The sequence below is a fragment of the Streptomyces sp. NPDC057963 genome, from assembly GCF_042887155.1.
Taxonomy (GTDB): domain Bacteria; phylum Actinomycetota; class Actinomycetes; order Streptomycetales; family Streptomycetaceae; genus Streptomyces.
This window is the reverse complement of the sequence record NZ_JBHVPX010000003.1, coordinates 679,606-698,834: the sequence shown is the minus strand read 5'-3', so window position 1 is coordinate 698,834 and position 19,229 is coordinate 679,606. Positions and strand designations below refer to the sequence as shown.

The window sequence follows — 19,229 nt, the reverse complement described above, 5'->3', positions numbered from 1 at the left end:
ACGCCGAGCCTAGAGCCTGCGCCGGGACGGACCTCATGCGATTCTCCCCAGGTCCACCCGGTGCACCGGGTGGTCGAACGGTGCGCCCCGCGCGTAGCGCGCCAGTTCCGCGACGGCGAGCGCGCCGAGCCGTCCCACCTCGTTGCCCTGGGCGCCCGCCAGATGCGGGGTGAGGAAGACGTTCGGCAGGTCCCACAGGGGGTGGCCGCCGGGCAGCGGCTCCGGCGACGTCACATCGAGAACCGCGTCCAGCCGCCCGCTGACCAGGTGCCCGGTCAGCGCCTCGGTGTCCACCAGGGGCCCGCGTGCGGTGTTGACGAGCAGGGTGCCGGGGCGCATCAGGCCGATCCGCCGGGCGTCGATGATCCCCCGGGTCTCCGGGGTGTCGGGGGCGTGGACGGTCACCACGTCGCTGCTCGCCACCAGGGTGTCGAGGTCGGTCGGGGTGACCCCGAGCAGCTCCGCCTCGGCCACGCCGACATAGGGGTCGTAGAGCAGCACCTCCGCGTCGAGGACCCGCAGCAGTTCGATGACCCGGCGGCCGATCCGGGAGGCCCCGACGACGCCGATGGTCAGCCCGTGCGTGCCGAGCCAGTGCTGGCGGTCGAGGTCGGCTCCGGTGCGATGGGTGCGCCGGGTGCGGAAGAGCCCGGCCAGCGGGAACACTCGCTTGGCGCCCATGATGATCGCGGCCAGGGTGAACTCGGCGACGGGTACGGCATTGGCGGCGGCGGCCGAGGAGACGACGATCCCGCGGTCGAACGCGGCGGGGGACAGAAACGTCTTCACCGTGCCGGCCGCGTGGATCACGGCACGGAGCGCGGGTGCCCGGTCCAGCAGCGCGGCGTCGACGGGCGGGCAGCCCCAGCCGGTGAGCAGGACCTCGGCGGTGCCCAGTGCGGCGGAGGCGTCCGGGGAGTCGAACTCGCTGATCCCGGACGGGGTGAGGAGGTCGGCGGTCTCTTCGAGACGGGCCCTTACCGGTGGCGGAAAGACGTCGTCGAGCAGCCCGGGGCTCATGGCCAGAACTGTGCGTGGTCGTCGCGGGGGCGGTGCCGCAGCATCGCTACCGGAATGAGCCGGTGCCTCTTCGGTGGTTCGCACCCTGCCTCCGGATAGTAATCGCGTTCTATGGAATGACCGGCACGCTAGGGAGCATGTGGGGCGACCGTCAAGCTCATGGACGACTCAACTGTCCGCTTAAGGGGCATTATTGGTGATTCATCGGGCTGGAATCGACGGTGATTGCGTCGCGTCTCGATGACTTTCGTCAGAATCTCTTGACGCTTGGGTTAACCGCTTACTAACTTGCGGCCCCAGAAGGCCCACCATGCGCCACCCAGCCGAACAGGACGCACCATGGCTGAAACAGCACCCCCGTTGCCACGGGAGAAGCGACGGCGGAAGGCCGAAACACCTTCCCCGCCCGACGTCCGGGCCGCCGTCGTACAGCACCGGCTGACACTCCGGCAGCGGATCAAGCGGGACCGGGTGATGCTGCTGCTCACCCTGCCCGGTCTGCTGTATTTTGTCGTTTTCCATTACGTACCGCTGCTCGGATACGTGGTGGCGTTCCAGGACTACCAGCCGTACCTCGGCTACATGCACAGCGTCTGGGTGGGGTTCGCCAACTTCTCCGCGGCGTTCGGTGAGCCGGCCTTCTGGTCAGCGACGTTCAACACCCTGGAGATCGCCCTCGTCCAGCTGGTGTTCTTCTTCCCGGTCCCGATCGCCCTGGCCCTGCTGCTCAACAGCATCGCCAGCGACCGGATCAGGCGCTTCGTGCAGAGCGTCGTCTATCTGCCGCACTTCATCGGCTGGGTCATCATCGTCTCGATCTTCCAGCAGATCCTGGGCGGCGCGGGTCTCCTGCCCGACGTCCTCGGCGGACTGGGGCTGCCGCGCTACGACATGATGAGCGACCCCGACGCCTTCCCCTGGCTGCTGACCCTCCAGGTGGCCTGGAAGGACGCCGGCTGGGGCACGATCATCATCCTCGCCGCACTGCTGAACATCGACCGGCAGCAGTACGAGGCCGCCGCGATCGACGGCGCGGGCCCGCGCCGCCGCCTCTGGCACGTGACCCTGCCGGGCATCGCCCCCGTACTCATCCTGCTGCTGATCCTCAACCTCGGGCAGATCCTCTCCGTCGGTTTCGAGCAGATCCTGCTCCAGCGCGACGCGGTCGGCCCGGACGCCGGTGAGGTCCTGGACACCTACGTCTACTACCACGGCATCAAGGACAACGACTGGGGCGTCGCCGCCGCCGTCGGACTCGTCAAGGCGGTCATCGGCACCGCACTCGTCCTGGGCGCGAACAAGTTCGCCCACCGACTCGGCCACGAAGGGGTGTACCGCGGTGCTGACCGCTGAGAAGACGCGCGCCACGAGCGAATCCACCGCACCGGCGCCCGCGCCCGTCACCGTCGGGAAATCCGACGGCCGGCCCCCGTGGATGGAGCGGCCGACCCGCGTCGGGCAGATCGCCAAGGCGGTCGCCGTCGTCGTGGTCGTCCTCGCCGTCGCCTACCCGCTGGTCGGCGTCATCGGCACGAGCTTCGCCTCGCAGACCGACATCATCAAGAGCTCGGGTCTCGTCCTGTGGCCCGAACACCCCACCCTGGACGCGTACCGCACCATCTTCACCGGCGGAGTCGTCACCCGCGCGCTGATCGTCTCCGTCGGCATCACCGCCGTCGGCACCCTCGCCAGCCTGCTCGTCACCGTCGGCATGGCGTACGGACTCTCCCGCCGCGACGTCACCGGATCCCGTTTCATCCTGATGACAGCCCTGTTCACGATGCTCTTCAACGCGGGCATCATCCCGAACTTCCTGCTGGTCAAGGGACTCGGCCTGTACGACACCTACGCGGCGCTCGTCATGCCCACCCTGGTCAGCGCCTTCAACCTGGTCGTCCTGCGGTCCTTCTTCATGAGCCTGCCGGACGAGCTGTACGACGCCGCGAAGGTCGACGGGGCCGGCGACTTCCGCATCCTGGTGCGGATCGTCCTGCCGCTGTCCAAGGCCGTCCTCGCCGTGATCAGCCTCTTCTACGCGGTGACGTACTGGAACGCCTTCTTCAACTCGCTCCTGTACCTCAACGACTCCGACAAATGGCCGCTGCCGATGGTGCTGCGCACCTACGTCCTCCAGGGCCAGAGCCTGAACGCCGCCTCGGCCGGCGAGGCGCTCGCCCCGCAGCAGGCCGTGCAGATGGCCGTCCTGGTGATCGCCGTCGTACCGATCCTCTGCGTCTACCCGTTCCTCCAGCGCTACTTCACCAAGGGCGTGCTCACAGGCGCCGTCAAGGGCTGAGCGCGACCACCTCCCCCCACTCCTTCCCTTCCCTCTCTCAAGGAGATTCAGGTGTCGAGCTCCACCCCCATCAACCGCAGAGCACTGTTCCGCATGGGTGCGGGCGCAGGTCTGGGACTGGCCGCCGCCCCGCTGCTCGCCGCCTGCGGCGACGGCGGCACGACCGCGAAGGCGGAGGCCAAGAGCGCCTCGCTGCTCCCGGACACCGCCGTCCGCAACATCGGCCTCAAGCCCGACCTGGCAGGCACTGCCGCCGGTGTTCCGCAGGGCTTCTTCAGCTACCCGGCCAAGCCGCTGCGGGCCACGAAGAGCACCCCGCTCAAGGGGGCGAAGACGATCAGCGCGACGATGGAGACCTTCTCCCCGCCGCCGCCCGCCCGCGGCAAGAACGCCGCGTGGCAGGAGATCGAGAAGCTCCTCGGCGCCCAGGTGGACATCACCGCCGTCCCCGCCGACGACTACGGCACCAAGTTCTCCACCATGCTCGCCAGCGACAGCCTGCCCGATCTCTTCATGTACCCCGAGGTCGGAGGCGTCGACAACAAGGCGGCCTTCCTCCAGGCCAAGTGCGCCGACCTGACCCCGCACCTCGCCGGGGACAAGGTCAAGGACTACCCCAACCTCGCCGCGATACCGAAGGGCGCCTGGCAGGCCGCCATCTTCGGCGGAAAGCTGTACGGCATCCCGATCGCCCGCACCGGCACCGGCGGCGCCGGCTTCTACCGCCACGACCTGTTCGAAGAGGTCGGCGTCACGAGCCTCGACCAGATCACCGACCTCGACCGGTTCGTCGAGGTGTGCAAGGAGCTGACCCGGCCCAAGAAGGACCAGTACGCCATCATCGCGGGTGCCACCACCATGCTGGCGATGTCCGCGGGCGCGCCCTACTACTGGCGGCTCGACGCCAGGACGGGCAAGTTCACCACCGACCTGGAGACGCCGGAGTTCCGCAAGGCCGTGGAGACCGCGCGCGGTCTCTACAAGGCGGGCTGCTTCTATCCGGGCACCCTGCAGATGTCCGGGGCGCAGAAGGCCCAGTACACGGACATGTTCAAGAACGGCAAGGGCGCCTACGTCTACGACGGCATGCCCACCTACCTGGCACCCGGCGTCGGATACATCGCCGCCATGAAGGCGATCGACAAGAAGTACGACCCGCGCCCGTTCGTCCCGGTCGGCAAGGACGCCATCGCCTGGATGGACAACGTCAAGCTGGAGAACACCCATGTGAAGAAGGCGTCCGGGGACCGGGTCAAGGAGATCCTGGCGCTCGCCGACTTCGCCGCCTCGCCGTTCGGCAGCCAGGAGTACACGCTGATCAACTACGGCGTCGAGGGCAAGGACTTCACCCGTGACGCCAAGGGCAACCCGGCCCTCACCAAGCAGGGCACCCAGGACGTCACCGTGCCCTGGAAGTTCATGGCCTCCGCCGTGCCGGCCATCTTCAGCGCCGACTCGGAACAGGGCGTCCGCCACGTCCACGACGCCTTCACCCGGATGATCCCGATCATGGAGCAGGACCCGACCCTGCAGTTCTCCTCGCCCACCTGGGACTCGAAGGGCTCCGGCAGCCTCTACACGTTCAAGCAGGACGCGCTCAAGGACATCATCTCGGGCCGCAAGCCCATGTCCGCCTACGACCAGCTCGTCAAGGACTACCTGGCCAAGGGCGGCGAGAAGGCCCGCGGCGAATTCGAGGACGCCTTCCAGAAGGGGAAGAAGTGACCACGAGACGCACGGCACTCAGAATCGGCGGCGCGGCGGTCGCGGCGGCCGTCGCCGTACCCGCGCTCGGCGCGCCCGCCTCCGCACGGCCGCACGGTTTCGACCCGAAGCCCGGCTCCGACGGCGTCGGTGACCCGCTCTTCCCGACCCTGGGGAACGGCGGCTACCAGGTCGTCCACTACGACCTGACCTTCGACTTCATCCCGGTGACCTACGACTTCACCGCCGTCGTGAAGATCAACGCCAAGGCCACCCAGGACCTCTCCGCGTTCAACCTGGACACCGACGGCCACACCATCGACTCCGTCACCGTCGCCGGCCGCCCGGCGACCTGGGAGCTCTCGCCCGGCCAGAGCGGCCAGGAGTTCACCGTCACCCCCGCCCGCCCGCTGCACAACGGGCAGGCTTTCACCGCCGAGGTGCGCTACCGGGGAAACGGCAAGGCGCCCCGACTCGGCCTGAGCGGCTGGAAGTTCGGCACCGACGGCGGCTTCGCCTCCGCCGCCCAGTCCTCCCGCGCCGACACCTTCCTGCCCTGCAACGACACCCCGTCGGACAAGGCGACGTGGACCTTCCACATCAGCGCCCCGCAGGGCTATGTCGCCGCCGCCAACGGCGAACTGCTCCACAAGACCCCGCGCCCCGACGGCTCCACCGTCTGGCATTTCGCCCTGCGCGAGCGGATGGCGACCGAGCTCATCGGCATCGCGGTCGTCAAGGGCACCTATCTGTACGGCACCAGCCACCGCGGACTGCCCCTGCGGCACATCGTCCCGCAGGGCCAGGAGGACACGTACGCGCCCGTAGTCGCCCGCACCGCGGACCATCTGGCCTGGCTGGAGGCGAAGTTCGGCCGCTACCCGTTCTCCGTCTACGGTGTCCACATCTACGACGGCTACACCGACGCCCTGGAGAACCAGACCCTCTCCCTGTTCTCCACCAACTGGTTCAAGCCCAACGCCAACGGCCGGCCCGGCTACGAGACCACGATGGTCCACGAACTGGTCCACCAGTGGTTCGGCGACTCCGTCACCCCGAACGACTGGCAGCAGGCCTGGCTCAACGAGGGCCCCGCCGTGTACTACGCCGGTCTGTACGGCGAGGAGCGCGGCTGGTCGGTCTTCGAGGACAAGATGAAGGCGACGTACGAGAAGCTCGACGCGGTCCGCGCCGCCGACGGCCCGCCCGGACGGCCCAAGGCGCTCGGCGGCACCAACATCTACGACGGCGGCGCCCTCGTCCTGTACGCGCTCAGCCTCCGGATCGGCCGGCGGAGGTTCGACCGGGTCATGCGTGAGTGGGTGAAGCGCTTCAAGGACTCCACGTACACCAGCGAGGCGTTCATCCGGCACACCGTCGACGTCACCGGCGACCCGTCCCTCGACCCGTTCCTGCGCGACTGGCTCTTCGGAGCCGTGAACCCGCCCATGCCCGGCCACCCCGACTGGAAGGCGTCCGCGTGAACCGCCGCCCCCTGAACGCCGTACGAGGAACCGCCGCTGCCGCCACCGCAACCTTCCTGGCTGCCCTCCTCGCGGCCCCGGCCGCCCACGCCGCACCCGGCGCCCGCACCCTGTACGCGGCTCCGGACGGCCGGGGCGCGTCCTGCACGGCCGCCCGCCCCTGCAGCCCCGAGGGCGCCCGCGACCGGGCCCGCACCGAGACCGGTCGCGACGTCCGCGTCCTGCTGAAGAACGGTACGTACAAGCTCGACGAACCCCTCAGGCTCGGCGCCGCAGACTCCGGGAAGAACGGCCACACCGCCACCTGGACCGCGGCCCCCGGCGCCCGCCCCGTCCTCTCCGGCGGACAGGACATCACCGGCTGGCGGCAGAACGCCGACGGCACCTGGACCGCGGACGCCCCGGCAGGCGTCGACCCCCGCCAGCTCTTCGTCGACGGCAGGCGCGCGACCCGCGCCCGCGGCGAGGCCTGCGCGGCGAGCACCTGCGACGCCACGAAGACCGGCATGACCGGCGCGGTCGCCACGGGCATCGCCCAGTGGCAGCGCCCCACCGACGCCGAAGCCGTCATCCGGGTCCGCTGGCGCAACTACCACTGCCGGATCACGGGCGTGAACGGCGATGCCATGACCTTCGCCCGGCCCTGCTGGACCAACTCGGCGAGCGGCACCGACCGCACCGGACCCGCCTGGGACTCCACCACGGTGGACTCCACCCGCTACAGCGGCGTCGCCTTCTTCGAGAATGCCCCCGAACTCCTCGACGAGCCGGGCGAGTTCGTCTGGAACTCCGAGGACCGTACCGTCACGTACCTCCCGCGCAAGGGCGAGAACATGCGCCACGCGCGGGCCGTCACCCCGCACACCGAACAGCTGCTCGTCGTCGACGGCGCCCACGACGTCACCATCAGCGGGATCGGCTTCGCGTACGCGGCATACGGCCTGCCCGGCACCGACGAGGGCTACGCGGGCATGCAGGCCGGTCTCACCCTGACCGGAGCCACCGGCCCCGTCGACCACGCGGGCCGCTTCTACACCAAGCCGGCCGCAGCGGTGACCGTCCGCGGCGGACAGCGCGTCAGCATCGAGAACGCCCGGTTCAGCCGGCTCGGCGGGGCGGGCGCGATCCTCGAAGCGGGCACCAAGGACAGCTCGGTGACCCGCTCCTCCTTCACCGACCTGTCCTCCGGCGCCGTCTACGTGGGCGACACCGAGCCCATGCCGTCGGCGGCGCTCGCCGGGGAGCGGAACACCGTCGCGTACAACACCATCACCCGCTCCGGCGCCGAGTACACCGACTCGGTGGGCATCTGGGCCGGCTACGAGGCCGAGTTGACCGTCGACCACAACAGCCTGGACCACCTCCCGTACTCCGGGATCTCGGTCGGCTGGGGCTGGAACCAGCCCGAGGCCCAGAAGTCCGTCCTGCGCGACAACAAGGTGACGAACAACCGGATCACCGACGTCATGGAGGTCGCACAAGAGCAGCACGACGGGGGAGCGATCTACACCCAGGGCGCGCAGCCGGGCACGGTCGTCTCCGGCAACTACATCAACCGCTCCGCCTTCGGCAACACCGAGCGCGACGGCAACGGCATCTACCTCGACGAACAGTCCTCGCACATCGTCGTCGAGAAGAATGTCATCACCCGCATCGGCTACAAGTGGGTGTCCAACTGGGCGGATTACGGGATCCAGAACACCGCCCGGGGCAACTGGACCAACACCGCCGCGCCCGCACTCGGCGGCAACGGCTCGGTCATGACGGACAACCTCACCGGCCTGGACCGGCTGCCGGCCGAAGCGCTCGCCGTCGCCGCCCGGGCAGGCGCCCACGGCGGCCCGGTCGAGCAGCTGCGGACCGACCTGGCCCGCACCGGCACGGCCACCCAGTCCTCCACCGAGGGCACGGCGACCGCGGCGCTCGCGCTGGACGCCGACACCAACACGGACACCCGCACGCTGTCCGAGGCGGGCGCCTGGTGGCAGGTCGACCTGGGCGGCGAACGGCACATCCGCCAGGTCGAGATCTGGAACAACTCCTCCTCCACGACGGCCGACTTCGATGTCGTCACGGACGACGGGACGGTCCACGTCAGCGGAAAGGCACTGCGCCCGACCGTCCTGAACCTGGACAGCCGGACCCGCACCGTGAAGATCGTGGCCTCCGGCACGGGACGCGTGGCGCTCTCCCAGGTGCTCGTCCACCCGTAGCGGTCGCTCCCCACCACCGGGCCGCTCACCCCGGCCCCCCCGGCGCCGCCGGTCACCCGACCGGCGGCGCTTCCGCGCCCGCCCGCACCACCATCTCGCCCGCCGTCCGAGCGATGCGGGCCCGCCGCCCGCTCCCGCAGCACCGCGCGATCACGCCCTCGCCCGCCGGGGCCGACGGCAGCGCCACCGTGTGGCGGGGCGGTGACACTCCCGTACCAGCACGGGACGCCGTCGAAGCCCGCGAGTGAAACGTCCTCCGGCACCCGCGGCCCCGCCTTGCGCGGCGCGGCCGGCGCACCGCCGTCCGAGGGCACCCACTGTCCAGGGGTTCCCGCCCCGCTCAGTGACGGAGGAACGCGTCGATTCGCTCCCGGAGCCCCCGAGGATCCAGCCTGTGGGCGGCGAGGTGCTCGTCCATCTGCCCGTACCTGCGCAGCTCCGCCCGCCCCACCCCGAGCCCCAGCACCCGGTGCGGCTGCTCGGCGAGCGCGTCATTGGCGGCGGCCGTGGACGTGCCCGCCAGATAGGGCTCGACGATCACTGCATTGGCGGACCCCTGGCCGCCGACCGCACGTCGCAGCCCGGCCCGGTCGAATGGGCGCACCGTCGTCGCGTACAGCACGGTCACATCGAGGCCGTCGGTCGCCGCGAGGACGTTGTCGAGCATCGGTCCGACCGCGATCACCACCCCGCCCGCCCCCTCGCGCACCGGGGTGAACCCGGCCCCGGCGCCGACCGGCCTCGCCCGGCCGTTCGACTGGAGCGACAGCCGTACATACACCCGGCCCTCCCCGGCCGCGGCTTGCCGCAGCAGCTCCTCGGCCTCGTCCGGATGGCCCGGCACATGGATCGTCCAGTCGTCGAGGGTGTCCATCAGGGCGACATCGCCCGGCGACATATGGGTGAAACCGCCGGCCGGCCAGTCGTACGAGCCCCCGGCGCTCACCAGCACCCCACCCACCCCCTGATGGCCGAAGTCCAGCTTGACCTGTTCGAACGGCCGCTCCACCAGAAAGCTGGCGAAGGTGTGCACGATCGGCCGCAGCCCGGCGAGTGCCATCCCGGCACCCGCCCCGATCAGCAGCTGTTCCCTGATGCCCACATTGACGACCCGGTCCGGATGGGCCCGCTCGGCGCGCTCGAATCCGTCCCGGCTGATCTCGGCCAGCACCAGCGCGAGGCGGGGGTCCTCGTCCAGCAGGTGCGAGGTGGTCGAGATGAATCGGTCACGCATCGTGTCCATGTGAAGTGTCCCTCTCCGTTTCGTGTCTTCGCGTCCCGGATCTCTGCCCGGTGGCTTCAGTACTTGGGGTCGACGCGTGCGACCACGGCTCGCGGACGCCCGGGGTGCGGTGCGGTGAAGGCCGCGTACAGCGCCTCGTGGTCCCGTCCGTCGACGGAGCCGACCGACCAGCCGGCGGCCTCGAACCGGGCCGCGATCCCGCCGGGCCGGCCGTAGGAAGCCGACACGTTGTCGATCACCACGGTGTGCAACTGCTCCAGCCCGGCCGGGCCCGCGTAAGCGATCGCCTCGTGATTGCTGCCCTCGTCCAGCTCGGCGTCCCCGATCAGCACCCACACCCTCGGGTCGGTCAGCCCCCGCGCCCGCAGTCCGAGCACACTCCCCACGGCCAACGGCAGTCCGTGCCCCAGTGAGCCGCTGCCGATCTCGACCCCCGGTACCAGCGTCCGGTCCGGGTGGTGCCCGAGCGGGGAGTCGTACGCCCCGAACCCCGACAGCAGTTCCTCGGCGAAGAAGCCGTGGGCGGCGAGGACCGCGTAGTACGCCATCGGGCCGTGCCCCTTGGACAGCAGGAACCGGTCGCGGCCGGGCGCGTCGACGGTGCCGGGCGCCACCCGCAGCACCCGGTCGTACAGCACCCAGAGAACGTCCAGCGTGGAGGTCGCGGCGGGACCGTGCTTCTCGTCCCCCGTCATCAGGCTCATCAGCCGGTTCATGTCGCGGTAGCCGCCTGTTGGCGCGGCAGTCGTGTTCGTCATGAACCCAGCGTTGAACATCAAGCTTGGTTGAGGTCAAGCCGCGGGAAAGGCGTTCGTGACCACCCGTCCAAGTGCGGTATTGTTCTCATGCGCGTTCGGCCAGGGGAAACCCCAGGTCAGGCGGGTATCGGGACGTGGCGCAGCTTGGTAGCGCACTTGACTGGGGGTCAAGGGGTCGCAGGTTCAAATCCTGTCGTCCCGACTGTGCATTGAGCACGTCGGAGGCCGTTCTCTCATCCATGGGAGGGCGGCCTTTTCCGTACCCGTCGCCGATTCGGTCACCTTGCGTGTCGGGGCGGCCATGACATCGCCGGCCCCATGGCCACCAGGACCCTCATGACTGCCGTGACCGGCAGGGTTCCGTTGCCGACGCGCCGAGGGAACCGGCTCGGCGGCGGACGGGTGCCGGGGCGCCGCTGCCCGGCATTCGCCGTGCGACGGCGGTCATGTACCGCACCCCCTGCTCGCCGGGCCCATGGCTGCGACGGCCGCTCGCGGCAGAGTGGCGGCCGCATGTCCGGGGTCCCGATCCGGTCGCGCAGCTCCTTCCGGCCGATGCGCCCCATGTCCTGCGGCAACCCGCATCCCTCACCCGGCCCGCCGGCCCCGTACAGGCAGGAATGACCGTTCGAGCCGGTCCAGGAGTGCCTCGCGGATGCCTTGCGGGGGTGGGGCAGCGGACCTGGGCTGAGTGAAATTGCCGTTCATCGGCCCACGTCGGCATCCCGTCCGAGCCGCACCGCTTGAATGATCAAAAGTGCGGGGGGTTAGCATATGAGCGCCGCCTAGCTCGAAAGATAAGCCTGTGACTGTCAATGACGACTCGTTCACCAACTGGAAGAACCGCGAGGAGATCGCGGAGTCGATGATCCCCGTCATCGGGAAGCTGCACCGTGAGCGGGACGTGACGGTCCTGCTGCACAGCCGCTCCTTGGTGAACAAGTCGGTGGTCAGCATTCTCAAGATCCACCGATTCGCCCGCCAGATCGACGGCGAGGAACTCTCGGTCACCGAGACGCTGCCGTTCCTGCAGGCTCTCACCACGCTCGATCTCGGCCCTTCGCAGATCGACATCGGCATGCTCGCCGCGACGTTCAAGACCGACGGCCGCGGTCTCTCGGTCGAGGAGTTCACTGCCGAGGCCGTCGACGGCGCCACGGGTGCCAACAAGATCGAGAGCCGCGAGGGACGTGATGTCGTCCTCTACGGCTTCGGCCGCATCGGCCGCCTCGTCGCCCGGCTGCTCATCGAGAAGGCCGGCTCCGGCAACGGCCTGCGGCTGCGCGCCATCGTCGTCCGCCAGGGCGGCGATCAGGACATCGTCAAGCGCGCCTCGCTGCTGCGCCGCGACTCGATCCACGGCCAGTTCCAGGGCACGATCACCGTCGACGAGGCGAACAGCACGATCGTCGCCAACGGCAACGAGATCAAGGTGATCTACGCCAACGACCCGTCGGAGATCGACTACACGGCGTACGGCATCAAGGACGCCATCCTCATCGACAACACCGGCAAGTGGCGCGACCGCGAGGGCCTGTCGAAGCACCTGCGCCCCGGAATCGACAAGGTCGTCCTGACGGCCCCGGGCAAGGGCGACGTCCCCAACATCGTGCACGGCGTGAACCACGACACGATCAAGCCGGACGAGCAGATCCTGTCCTGCGCCTCCTGCACCACCAACGCGATCGTCCCGCCGCTGAAGGCGATGGCGGACGAGTACGGCGTGCTGCGCGGACACGTGGAGACCGTCCACTCGTTCACCAACGACCAGAACCTGCTGGACAATTACCACAAGGCCGACCGGCGCGGCCGCTCGGCGCCGCTCAACATGGTCATCACGGAGACGGGTGCCGCCTCCGCCGTCGCCAAGGCGCTGCCCGAGCTGAAGGCGCCGATCACCGGCAGCTCGATCCGCGTTCCCGTGCCGGACGTCTCGATCGCGATCCTCAGCCTGCGGCTCGGCCGCGAGGCCGAGCGCGGGGAGGTCCTCGACTACCTGCGCAACGTGTCGCTGACCTCGCCGCTCAAGCGCCAGATCGACTTCACCACCGCTCCGGACGCGGTGTCGAGCGACTTCATCGGCTCGCGCCACGCCTCGATCGTCGATGCCGGCGCCACCAAGGTCGAGGGCGACAACGCGATCCTCTACCTCTGGTACGACAACGAGTTCGGCTACTCCTGCCAGGTCATTCGCGTCGTCCAGCACGTGTCCGGCGTGGAGTACCCGACCTACCCGGTTCCGCTGGTCTGATCTCGGCGAACCCTCCGGTCCGATGCCCCGGGCACGCGGGGGCGGCGGCGGGACGGCAACCGGTCCCGACGGCATTCGGTCGCTCTCCCGCCGCCACCCGCCGCCCACGGTCCGGCGAACTCCGCGGCACCACCTTGGTGAGAAGCCGCCGAATCCTCAACGTCCGCTTTCTCCAGGGTCATTGGCACCACCGTGCTCACCGGTTCGCCGTCCGGCAACGGGGAGTACGGATGGGGCCGGATGATGTCTTCGCACAACTGACCTTCAGGGAACGGTGCGCTCGCAAGAGGGTGCGCTTCGAGCGCGGATCCGCCGTGGCCGGAGTGCGGCCGCCGTCCCCACCGGCAGGCGCGGAGCGAACGCGTCGGCCCCGCCCGCGTACGGACGGGGCCCGCCCCGGGGTCTACCGGTCCGGTGTCCCCCGGGGCACCGTGCTCGGCACCGGGGCGTAGCCGGTGGCCCGGGTGGTGAAGGTCCCCCGGCCCCGGGTCCGGCTGTGCAGCCGGGTCGCGTAGCCGAACAGCTCCGCCAGGGGCACGGTCGCGGTGATCACCGAGGCACCGGCCCGCGCGGACGAGCCCGAGACCCGTCCGCGCCGTGCGGCCAGGTCGCCGAGCACCCCGCCCACGGCGTCGTCGGGCACGGTGACGGTGACCTCCACCACCGGTTCCAGCAGCACCATCGCGCTGTTGCGCAGCGCCTCACGGAGCGCGAGCCGGCCGGCCGTGCGGAACGCCATCTCCGAGGAGTCCTTGGAGTGGGTCGCCCCGTCGGTCAGTGTGACCCGCAGCCCGGTCACCGGGTGACCGCCGAGTGGGCCCTCGGCCAGGGCGTCCCGGCAGCCGGCCTCGACCGCCCGGACGTACTCCTGCGGCACCCGGCCCCCGACGACGACCGACCGGAACACGAAGCCCACCGTGCCGCCCAGGTCGTCGCCACCGGCGGCCCGCAGCGGCTCCGCGTCCAGGACGACGTGGGCGAACTGACCGGCGCCGCCGTCCTGCTTGACGTGCCGGTACACCAGTCCGCAGACGCCGCGGACGACCGTCTCCCGGTAGGCCACCTGCGGCCGGCCGACACCGACCTCCAGCCCGTGAGCACGGCGGATCTTTTCCACCGCGACCTCCAGATGCAGTTCCCCCATTCCCGACAGCACCGTCTGACCGGTCTCGGGGTCGGACCGGACCACCAGCGACGGGTCCTCCTCGACCAGCCGCGCCAGCGCGGACGCCAAACGGTCGGTGTCGACACCTCTGCGGGCCTCCACCGCCACGGAGACCACCGGGTCGGCGACGGAGGGCGGTTCGAGAACCAGGGGCGCCGCGGGTGTGCACAGGGTCGCCCCGGCGCGTGCCGCCTTGAGCCCGATCACCGCGACGATGTCCCCGGCCGACGCCTGGTCCACGTCCGAGTGCTGCCCGGCCCGGACCCGCAGGATCCGGCCGATGCGCTCGTTGCGCCGCGCGCCCACGTCCAGCACCGCGTCCCCCTTCCGGATCGTTCCCGAGTACACACGCAGGTAGGTCAGTCGCCCCGTGGCGGTCGCGTTCACCTTGAACACCAGCGCGGCGAACGGCGCGGCCGGGTCGGCGGGCCGCTCCTGCTCGGCGCCGTCCAGGGTGCCGCGTACCGCCGGCACATCCAGCGGCGAGGGCAGATAGGCCACGACGGCCTCCAGCAGGGGCTCTATCCCGCGGTTGCGGTAGGCCGATCCGCACACCACCACAACGCCCTCACCGCTGCGGGTCACGTCGCGCAGCGCGGCCGCCAGGGTCCGGGCCGAGACCGTCGAATCCGTGCAGAACTCCTCCAAAGCCGTCGGATGGAGCTCCGCCACGGCCTCCTCCAGCACCCGGCGCCGTCGGTGCGCCTCTTCCCGCAGACCGTCCGGCACCGGTCCCTCCTCGAACGTGCCATGGCCGTCGGCCCAGACCAGCGACCGCATGCGCAGCAGATCCACCACTCCGGTGAACCCGTCCTCCTTCCCGATCGGCAACTGCACCACCAGCGGGACCGTGCCCAGCCTCTCCCGTATCGACGCGACCGCCGAGTCGAGGTCGGCACCGGCGCGGTCCAGCTTGTTGACGAAGGCGATCCGAGGCACCCCGTGCCGATCGGCCTGCCGCCACACCGACTCGCTCTGCGGCTCGACCCCCGCGACGGCGTCGAACACCGCGACGGCACCGTCGAGCACCCGAAGCGAGCGCTCCACCTCGTCCGAGAAGTCGACGTGGCCCGGGGTGTCGATCAGGTTGATCCGGTGGCCGTCCCAGTCGCAACTCACCGCAGCGGCGAAGATGGTGATTCCCCGGTCCCGTTCCTGGGGGTCGAAGTCGGTGACGGTCGTCCCGTCATGGACCTCGCCCCGCTTGTGGGTGGTGCCGGTGAGGTAGAGGATCCGTTCGGTGACGGTGGTCTTGCCGGCATCGACGTGGGCGAGGATGCCCAGGTTGCGAACGCCGGTCGGCGGACTGGTGGGATGACGGTGCAGTTCGGTACGCACGGCCCATGGCCTTTCGGGGTGATCCGGATGCGAGGCGGCGCGATGTCCGGACGAGCCGGCCTGCGGTCAGGCCACGCAGTGACCCCTGCCGCGGCGCACCGTATCGGCGCGCAGCCGCCCAGGCGCCTCAACGCCGGTGGGACAGAGGTCAGTTGCTCGTCTCGGATCTCCGGTGCCGGCCGCGCAGCGGGCACCGGGCGCACGAAGACACCAGGATCACCTCGTACCGTGACGGGGGGACGACAACGGCGCTGCGGTCACGCACGGCCGGTCTCCCCTCGCTGGTCATGGTGCGCACGCGATGTTGCCGCGGTGTGCGCTTCGCGGCGAGTGTAGTGAGCCCGGTGCGGGCGGGTCACCGGGTTTTCCGCGTGACGCCGTATCCGGTGAAGCGCTCCGTGCGCCGGCCGGTCGAGCGGGTGGGATGTTTCCGTGGCGGCCGCCCGTGACGATCCGGACTCCATGCCCGCTGAACCGGAACGGCGTGTCGAAGGAGCGCCCCACGGCGCTGATACCGGCGCCGTGCCCGGCGGTGCCATCAGCGCCGTGGCGTGGACGGCGGTCGCACTCGCCACCGACCCGGGTCCCCGACCGGGCGGCGGAGCGTTGAAGGCCGCTGTGAATGATGAAACGATCCCGGGGAGCCGCCGGGGCAACGGAAGGACGCGCATCGATGGACGAAGACCAAGGACTCTCCGCCGCAACCGTGTTCGACGCCCTGGGCGCCGAGTACGAGCGGGCGTTCGCCGACTCGGCCACCCACCACGCCTCGCTGCGTTGGCTGTTGGACCGTCTCGCCCCGCGCAGCAGGGTCCTGGACGTGGGCTGCGGAACGGGCCGGCCTACCGCGCGGACCCTTGCCGACGCCGGTCACGACGTGCTGGGTGTCGATGTTTCGCCCGTCATGGTGGATCTGGCGGCCCGGCAGGTGCCCGGCGCGTCCTTCGAGTGCGCCGACATTCGCGGACTTCCCCTGGAGGAGCGGAGTTTCGACGCGATCTGCGTCTACTTCTCGTTGCTTCAGATGTCCCGCGACGACCAGTCACGGCTCCTGCGGAAGCTGGGGCGGCTGCTGGTGCCCGGAGGCCACCTGGTCGTCGCGACGGTGCCGCTGGACGCCGAGGGCGTCGGCGTCGTCTTCATGGGGCAGAAGGTACGGGCGACCAGTTTCGGCGCCGAGGAGTTCACCCGGCTGGTCGCCGGGGCCGGGTTCACGGTCATGTGGGAGCAGAGCGGCCTGTTCACCCCGGCCCACGAAGGAGCCTCGGCCGAGCCCCAGTTGTTCCTGCACTGCCGGCGGACCTGACACCCGGGGTTCTGCCTGGTGCGCCAGGTCCGTCGCCCCTTCAGCGCTCGCGCGGCGCCGCCACGGGCCTGCGCGGGCGCCGTCCCCCCGGGCGCCGCCGCACAAGAGCGCCCGGGCGCCTGCACACGTTCAGCGGCCCCTGCCAACCGCGCAGCGCCTGCCTGCCGCACCTGCGCCATTGTGCGGGCGAGACAGGCAGGGTCTGCCCGCCCCTGGTGACCATCGCGTTGACCGGTGTCATCGGGTCCGTCGACATGGTCTTGGCCAGCAGCACGCCGATCACCAGCGGCGCCAGGGTCACGGCCAGGGCCGTTCCGGCTGAGGTGACATGCTGCATGCGGGGGCGGTGCGGTGCGTCAGGAGCCATGGCGGTCATTCGATCAGCCATGGCCCGCCGTCGGATGGGACGACGTACTCAGTCCGGCCGCCCTTTCGTACTTACCCCTTCGGCGCTCGCACGGCGGTGCATGACGCCCGCCCCGCCCACCCGGTCTCCGCCGTGTTCCTACGCGGTGGTGCCGGGGCCGGAACCCGCTCCGGAGGCGGCCTTGATGCCCTCGGTGATGTCGTCCATGACGGACAGTTCCGGAGCCTTGGCGGCGATGTCGAAGCCGGAACGCACGACGATCAGCATGTCCTTCGCGTGGGGGGACGGGAAGGCCAGCGACTGGACGTACCCGTCGTCGCCGCTCTTGGTCACCACCTTCCAGCGCACCAGATAGCCCTGTTCGCCGGCCACGGTGACCGGACCGGACTTGAGCTGCTGATGCGAGGTGATGCCTCCGTAGATCTTCTCGCCGTAGGACTCCTCGGCGTTCGAGGAGATGTCCTTCGTCGCCGTGGCCTTCGCCGTTGTGGTGTCGAGCTTCAGGGCCTTCGCCGGCATGGAGAACACTCCGCCGCGCACGCACTGCTCGGAGGTGTTGCCGGGGCAGGCGTACTCGCCGGTGGTCACTCCCGCTCCGGCGATCCCCGACGTGCCCGTCCAGCCGTCGGGAACCGGGAGGCTGATGCCGCTGACCACGTCCGTGGCGTAGCCGTCCTCGGTCTGCGGCAGCTGTCGCTCGGGTGCCCCGCCCCCACCGCCGCCCCCGCGGCCGCCGCCTCCCGGCGCGCCCGGTCCTCGGCTGGGCGCGCCGGACGGCGCGGTGGCCGCATCGTCCTTCGACCCGCCGGAATGGTCCGACAGCAGGAAGAGGCCGCCTCCGACGGTCGCGAGCACCACCGCACCGGCGGTGATGCCGATGCCGATGCGCAACCGGCGGCGCCGGATCGCGGCGGGCGGTACGCGGAGGTGGTCGGTCCACCGGCCGCCGTCCCACCAGCGCTCGTGAAGGGGGCCGGTTCCTGTATGCCCGGGGTCTGGATGCCAACCGGGCGGGCTCGTCTGGGTCACGTGGCCCACCGTAGAACCGTTGCGTGAGAATCAGATGAATCCGGGCCGCGCCCGGATGAAGACCGTCACCGCCTTCGGCTCCCTGCGAAACGGGGGCGAAGGTCTCCGATGCCGCCCCTGCCGAGCGCGCCCGTGCCAGGCTGGCCGGACACGGGGTTCCCCAGACCGTGCGCTTCGTGGACACCACCCCGTGTACCCCGGTCGGAAAGATCCTCCGCCGGGCCCTGCGCGACCCCTGTGGGAGGGCGGACGATGAGCGAGAAACCCGCGGTACGGATCGAGCGCGACGGCCCCGTGTTCACCGTGATCCTCGGCCGGCCCGAGGTCCGCAACGCCGTGGACGGCCCGACGGCCGGTCAACTGGCCGACGCCTTCCGTGAGTTCGATGACGATCCGGATGCGTCCGTCGCCGTGCTGTGGGGCGAGGGCGGTACGTTCTGCGCGGGTGCCGACCTGAAGGGCATCGGCACGGAACGCGGCAACCGGGTCCTGGCCGGGGGCGACGGGCCGATGGGGCCGACCCGTATGAACCTGAGCAAGCCCGTCATCGCGGCCGTCTCGGGGCACGCGGTGGCCGGAGGGCTGGAGTTGGCCGTCTGGTGTGATCTGCGAGTCGTCGAGGAGGACGCGGTGTTCGGGGTGTACTGCCGCCGCTGGGGAGTCCCGTTGGTCGACGGCGGGACCGTACGGCTGCCACGGCTGATCGGGGAGAGCCGGGCCATGGACATGATCCTCACCGGGCGCCCCGTCCCGGCCCCCGAGGCGTACGCCATGGGGCTCGCCAACCGGATCGTCCCACCCGGAGAGGCGCGCCGCGCGGCGGAGCGGCTCGCCCGGGAGATCGCCGCGTTCCCGCAGCTGTGCCTGCGCCACGACCGGCTCTCGGCGCGCGAGCAGCACGGTCTGAGCGAGCCGGAGGCCCTGGCCGCGGAGTTCCGGCACGGCCTGGTGCCGCTCACCGCGGGAGAGACGCAGGCCGGTGCCGACCGGTTCGGGGGCGGCGCGGGCCGCCACGGGTCCTTCGCCGACTGAACGGGCGGCGGAGCCGTCTTCGC

At 70.5% G+C, this 19,229-nt stretch carries 14 protein-coding genes and 1 tRNA gene; 9 read left to right on the top strand and 6 right to left on the bottom strand.

Features of this window, described 5'->3' with window-relative positions:
• Window positions 1-33: 33 nt before the first annotated feature.
• Window positions 34-1,020 carry a hydroxyacid dehydrogenase gene (locus ACFVT1_RS10100; RefSeq protein WP_389793986.1) on the bottom strand — a complete coding sequence of 329 codons (987 nt, stop codon included), beginning with the start codon at window positions 1,018-1,020 and terminating at the stop codon, window positions 34-36.
• 339 nt (window positions 1,021-1,359) lie between these two features.
• Between ACFVT1_RS10100 and ACFVT1_RS10095 the strand changes: the two genes are divergently transcribed.
• The 5 genes from ACFVT1_RS10095 to ACFVT1_RS10075 all read left to right on the top strand — a co-directional run bounded on the left by ACFVT1_RS10095 (window position 1,360) and on the right by ACFVT1_RS10075 (window position 8,717).
• Window positions 1,360-2,373, top strand: coding sequence for an ABC transporter permease (locus ACFVT1_RS10095; protein WP_389793985.1), 1,014 nt, complete (start codon window positions 1,360-1,362; stop codon window positions 2,371-2,373).
• A gap of 82 nt (window positions 2,374-2,455) precedes the next feature.
• A complete protein-coding gene (locus tag ACFVT1_RS10090) occupies window positions 2,456-3,316 on the top strand; it encodes a carbohydrate ABC transporter permease (RefSeq protein ID WP_389794081.1) in 861 nt (286 codons plus the stop codon).
• Between the two features lie 51 nt (window positions 3,317-3,367).
• The gene (locus ACFVT1_RS10085; RefSeq protein WP_389793983.1) at window positions 3,368-5,041 is read left to right on the top strand and encodes a hypothetical protein; all 1,674 of its coding nucleotides are present in this window, start codon (window positions 3,368-3,370) and stop codon (window positions 5,039-5,041) included.
• A complete protein-coding gene (locus ACFVT1_RS10080; RefSeq protein ID WP_389793981.1) occupies window positions 5,038-6,504 on the top strand; it encodes a M1 family metallopeptidase in 1,467 nt (488 codons plus the stop codon). The genes ACFVT1_RS10085 and ACFVT1_RS10080 overlap by 4 nt, the downstream gene beginning before the upstream one ends.
• Window positions 6,501-8,717 carry a right-handed parallel beta-helix repeat-containing protein gene (locus tag ACFVT1_RS10075; protein ID WP_389793979.1) on the top strand — a complete coding sequence of 739 codons (2,217 nt, stop codon included), beginning with the start codon at window positions 6,501-6,503 and terminating at the stop codon, window positions 8,715-8,717. The genes ACFVT1_RS10080 and ACFVT1_RS10075 overlap by 4 nt, the downstream gene beginning before the upstream one ends.
• 340 nt (window positions 8,718-9,057) lie before the next feature.
• Here ACFVT1_RS10075 and ACFVT1_RS10070 read toward each other — a convergent pair whose 3' ends face one another.
• Both ACFVT1_RS10070 and ACFVT1_RS10065 read right to left on the bottom strand, forming a co-directional pair.
• A complete protein-coding gene (locus ACFVT1_RS10070; protein ID WP_389793977.1) occupies window positions 9,058-9,960 on the bottom strand; it encodes a transketolase family protein in 903 nt (300 codons plus the stop codon).
• Window positions 9,961-10,016: 56 nt separating this feature from the next.
• On the bottom strand, window positions 10,017-10,718 hold the full coding sequence (locus tag ACFVT1_RS10065; RefSeq protein WP_389793975.1) for a transketolase: 702 nt from the start codon (window positions 10,716-10,718) through the stop codon (window positions 10,017-10,019).
• A gap of 128 nt (window positions 10,719-10,846) precedes the next feature.
• On the opposite strand from ACFVT1_RS10065, the gene ACFVT1_RS10060 reads away from it, so the two are divergent.
• Both ACFVT1_RS10060 and ACFVT1_RS10055 read left to right on the top strand, forming a co-directional pair.
• Window positions 10,847-10,920: transfer RNA gene (locus ACFVT1_RS10060), tRNA-Pro, on the top strand.
• A 603-nt stretch (window positions 10,921-11,523) separates the two neighbouring features.
• Entirely contained in the window at window positions 11,524-12,969 is a 1,446-nt protein-coding gene (locus ACFVT1_RS10055; protein WP_389793973.1) for a glyceraldehyde-3-phosphate dehydrogenase, read from the top strand.
• Window positions 12,970-13,372: 403 nt separating this feature from the next.
• On the opposite strand, the gene fusA is transcribed toward ACFVT1_RS10055, so the two are convergent.
• Complete coding sequence (fusA, locus tag ACFVT1_RS10050; protein WP_389793971.1) at window positions 13,373-15,472, bottom strand: elongation factor G; 2,100 nt, start codon at window positions 15,470-15,472, stop codon at window positions 13,373-13,375.
• Between the two features lie 673 nt (window positions 15,473-16,145).
• Between fusA and ACFVT1_RS10045 the strand changes: the two genes are divergently transcribed.
• Complete coding sequence (locus tag ACFVT1_RS10045) at window positions 16,146-16,778, top strand: class I SAM-dependent methyltransferase (RefSeq protein ID WP_389793969.1); 633 nt, start codon at window positions 16,146-16,148, stop codon at window positions 16,776-16,778.
• Window positions 16,779-16,818: 40 nt separating this feature from the next.
• Here the strand turns inward: ACFVT1_RS10045 and ACFVT1_RS10040 are convergent, their stop codons facing one another.
• Window positions 16,819-17,145 carry a hypothetical protein gene (locus ACFVT1_RS10040; RefSeq protein WP_389793967.1) on the bottom strand — a complete coding sequence of 109 codons (327 nt, stop codon included), beginning with the start codon at window positions 17,143-17,145 and terminating at the stop codon, window positions 16,819-16,821.
• A gap of 138 nt (window positions 17,146-17,283) precedes the next feature.
• Entirely contained in the window at window positions 17,284-18,174 is an 891-nt protein-coding gene (locus ACFVT1_RS10035; RefSeq protein WP_389793965.1) for a DUF2510 domain-containing protein, read from the bottom strand.
• 252 nt (window positions 18,175-18,426) lie between these two features.
• Between ACFVT1_RS10035 and ACFVT1_RS10030 the strand changes: the two genes are divergently transcribed.
• Complete coding sequence (locus tag ACFVT1_RS10030) at window positions 18,427-19,206, top strand: crotonase/enoyl-CoA hydratase family protein (protein WP_389793963.1); 780 nt, start codon at window positions 18,427-18,429, stop codon at window positions 19,204-19,206.
• The last annotated feature ends 23 nt before the right edge of the window (window positions 19,207-19,229 follow it).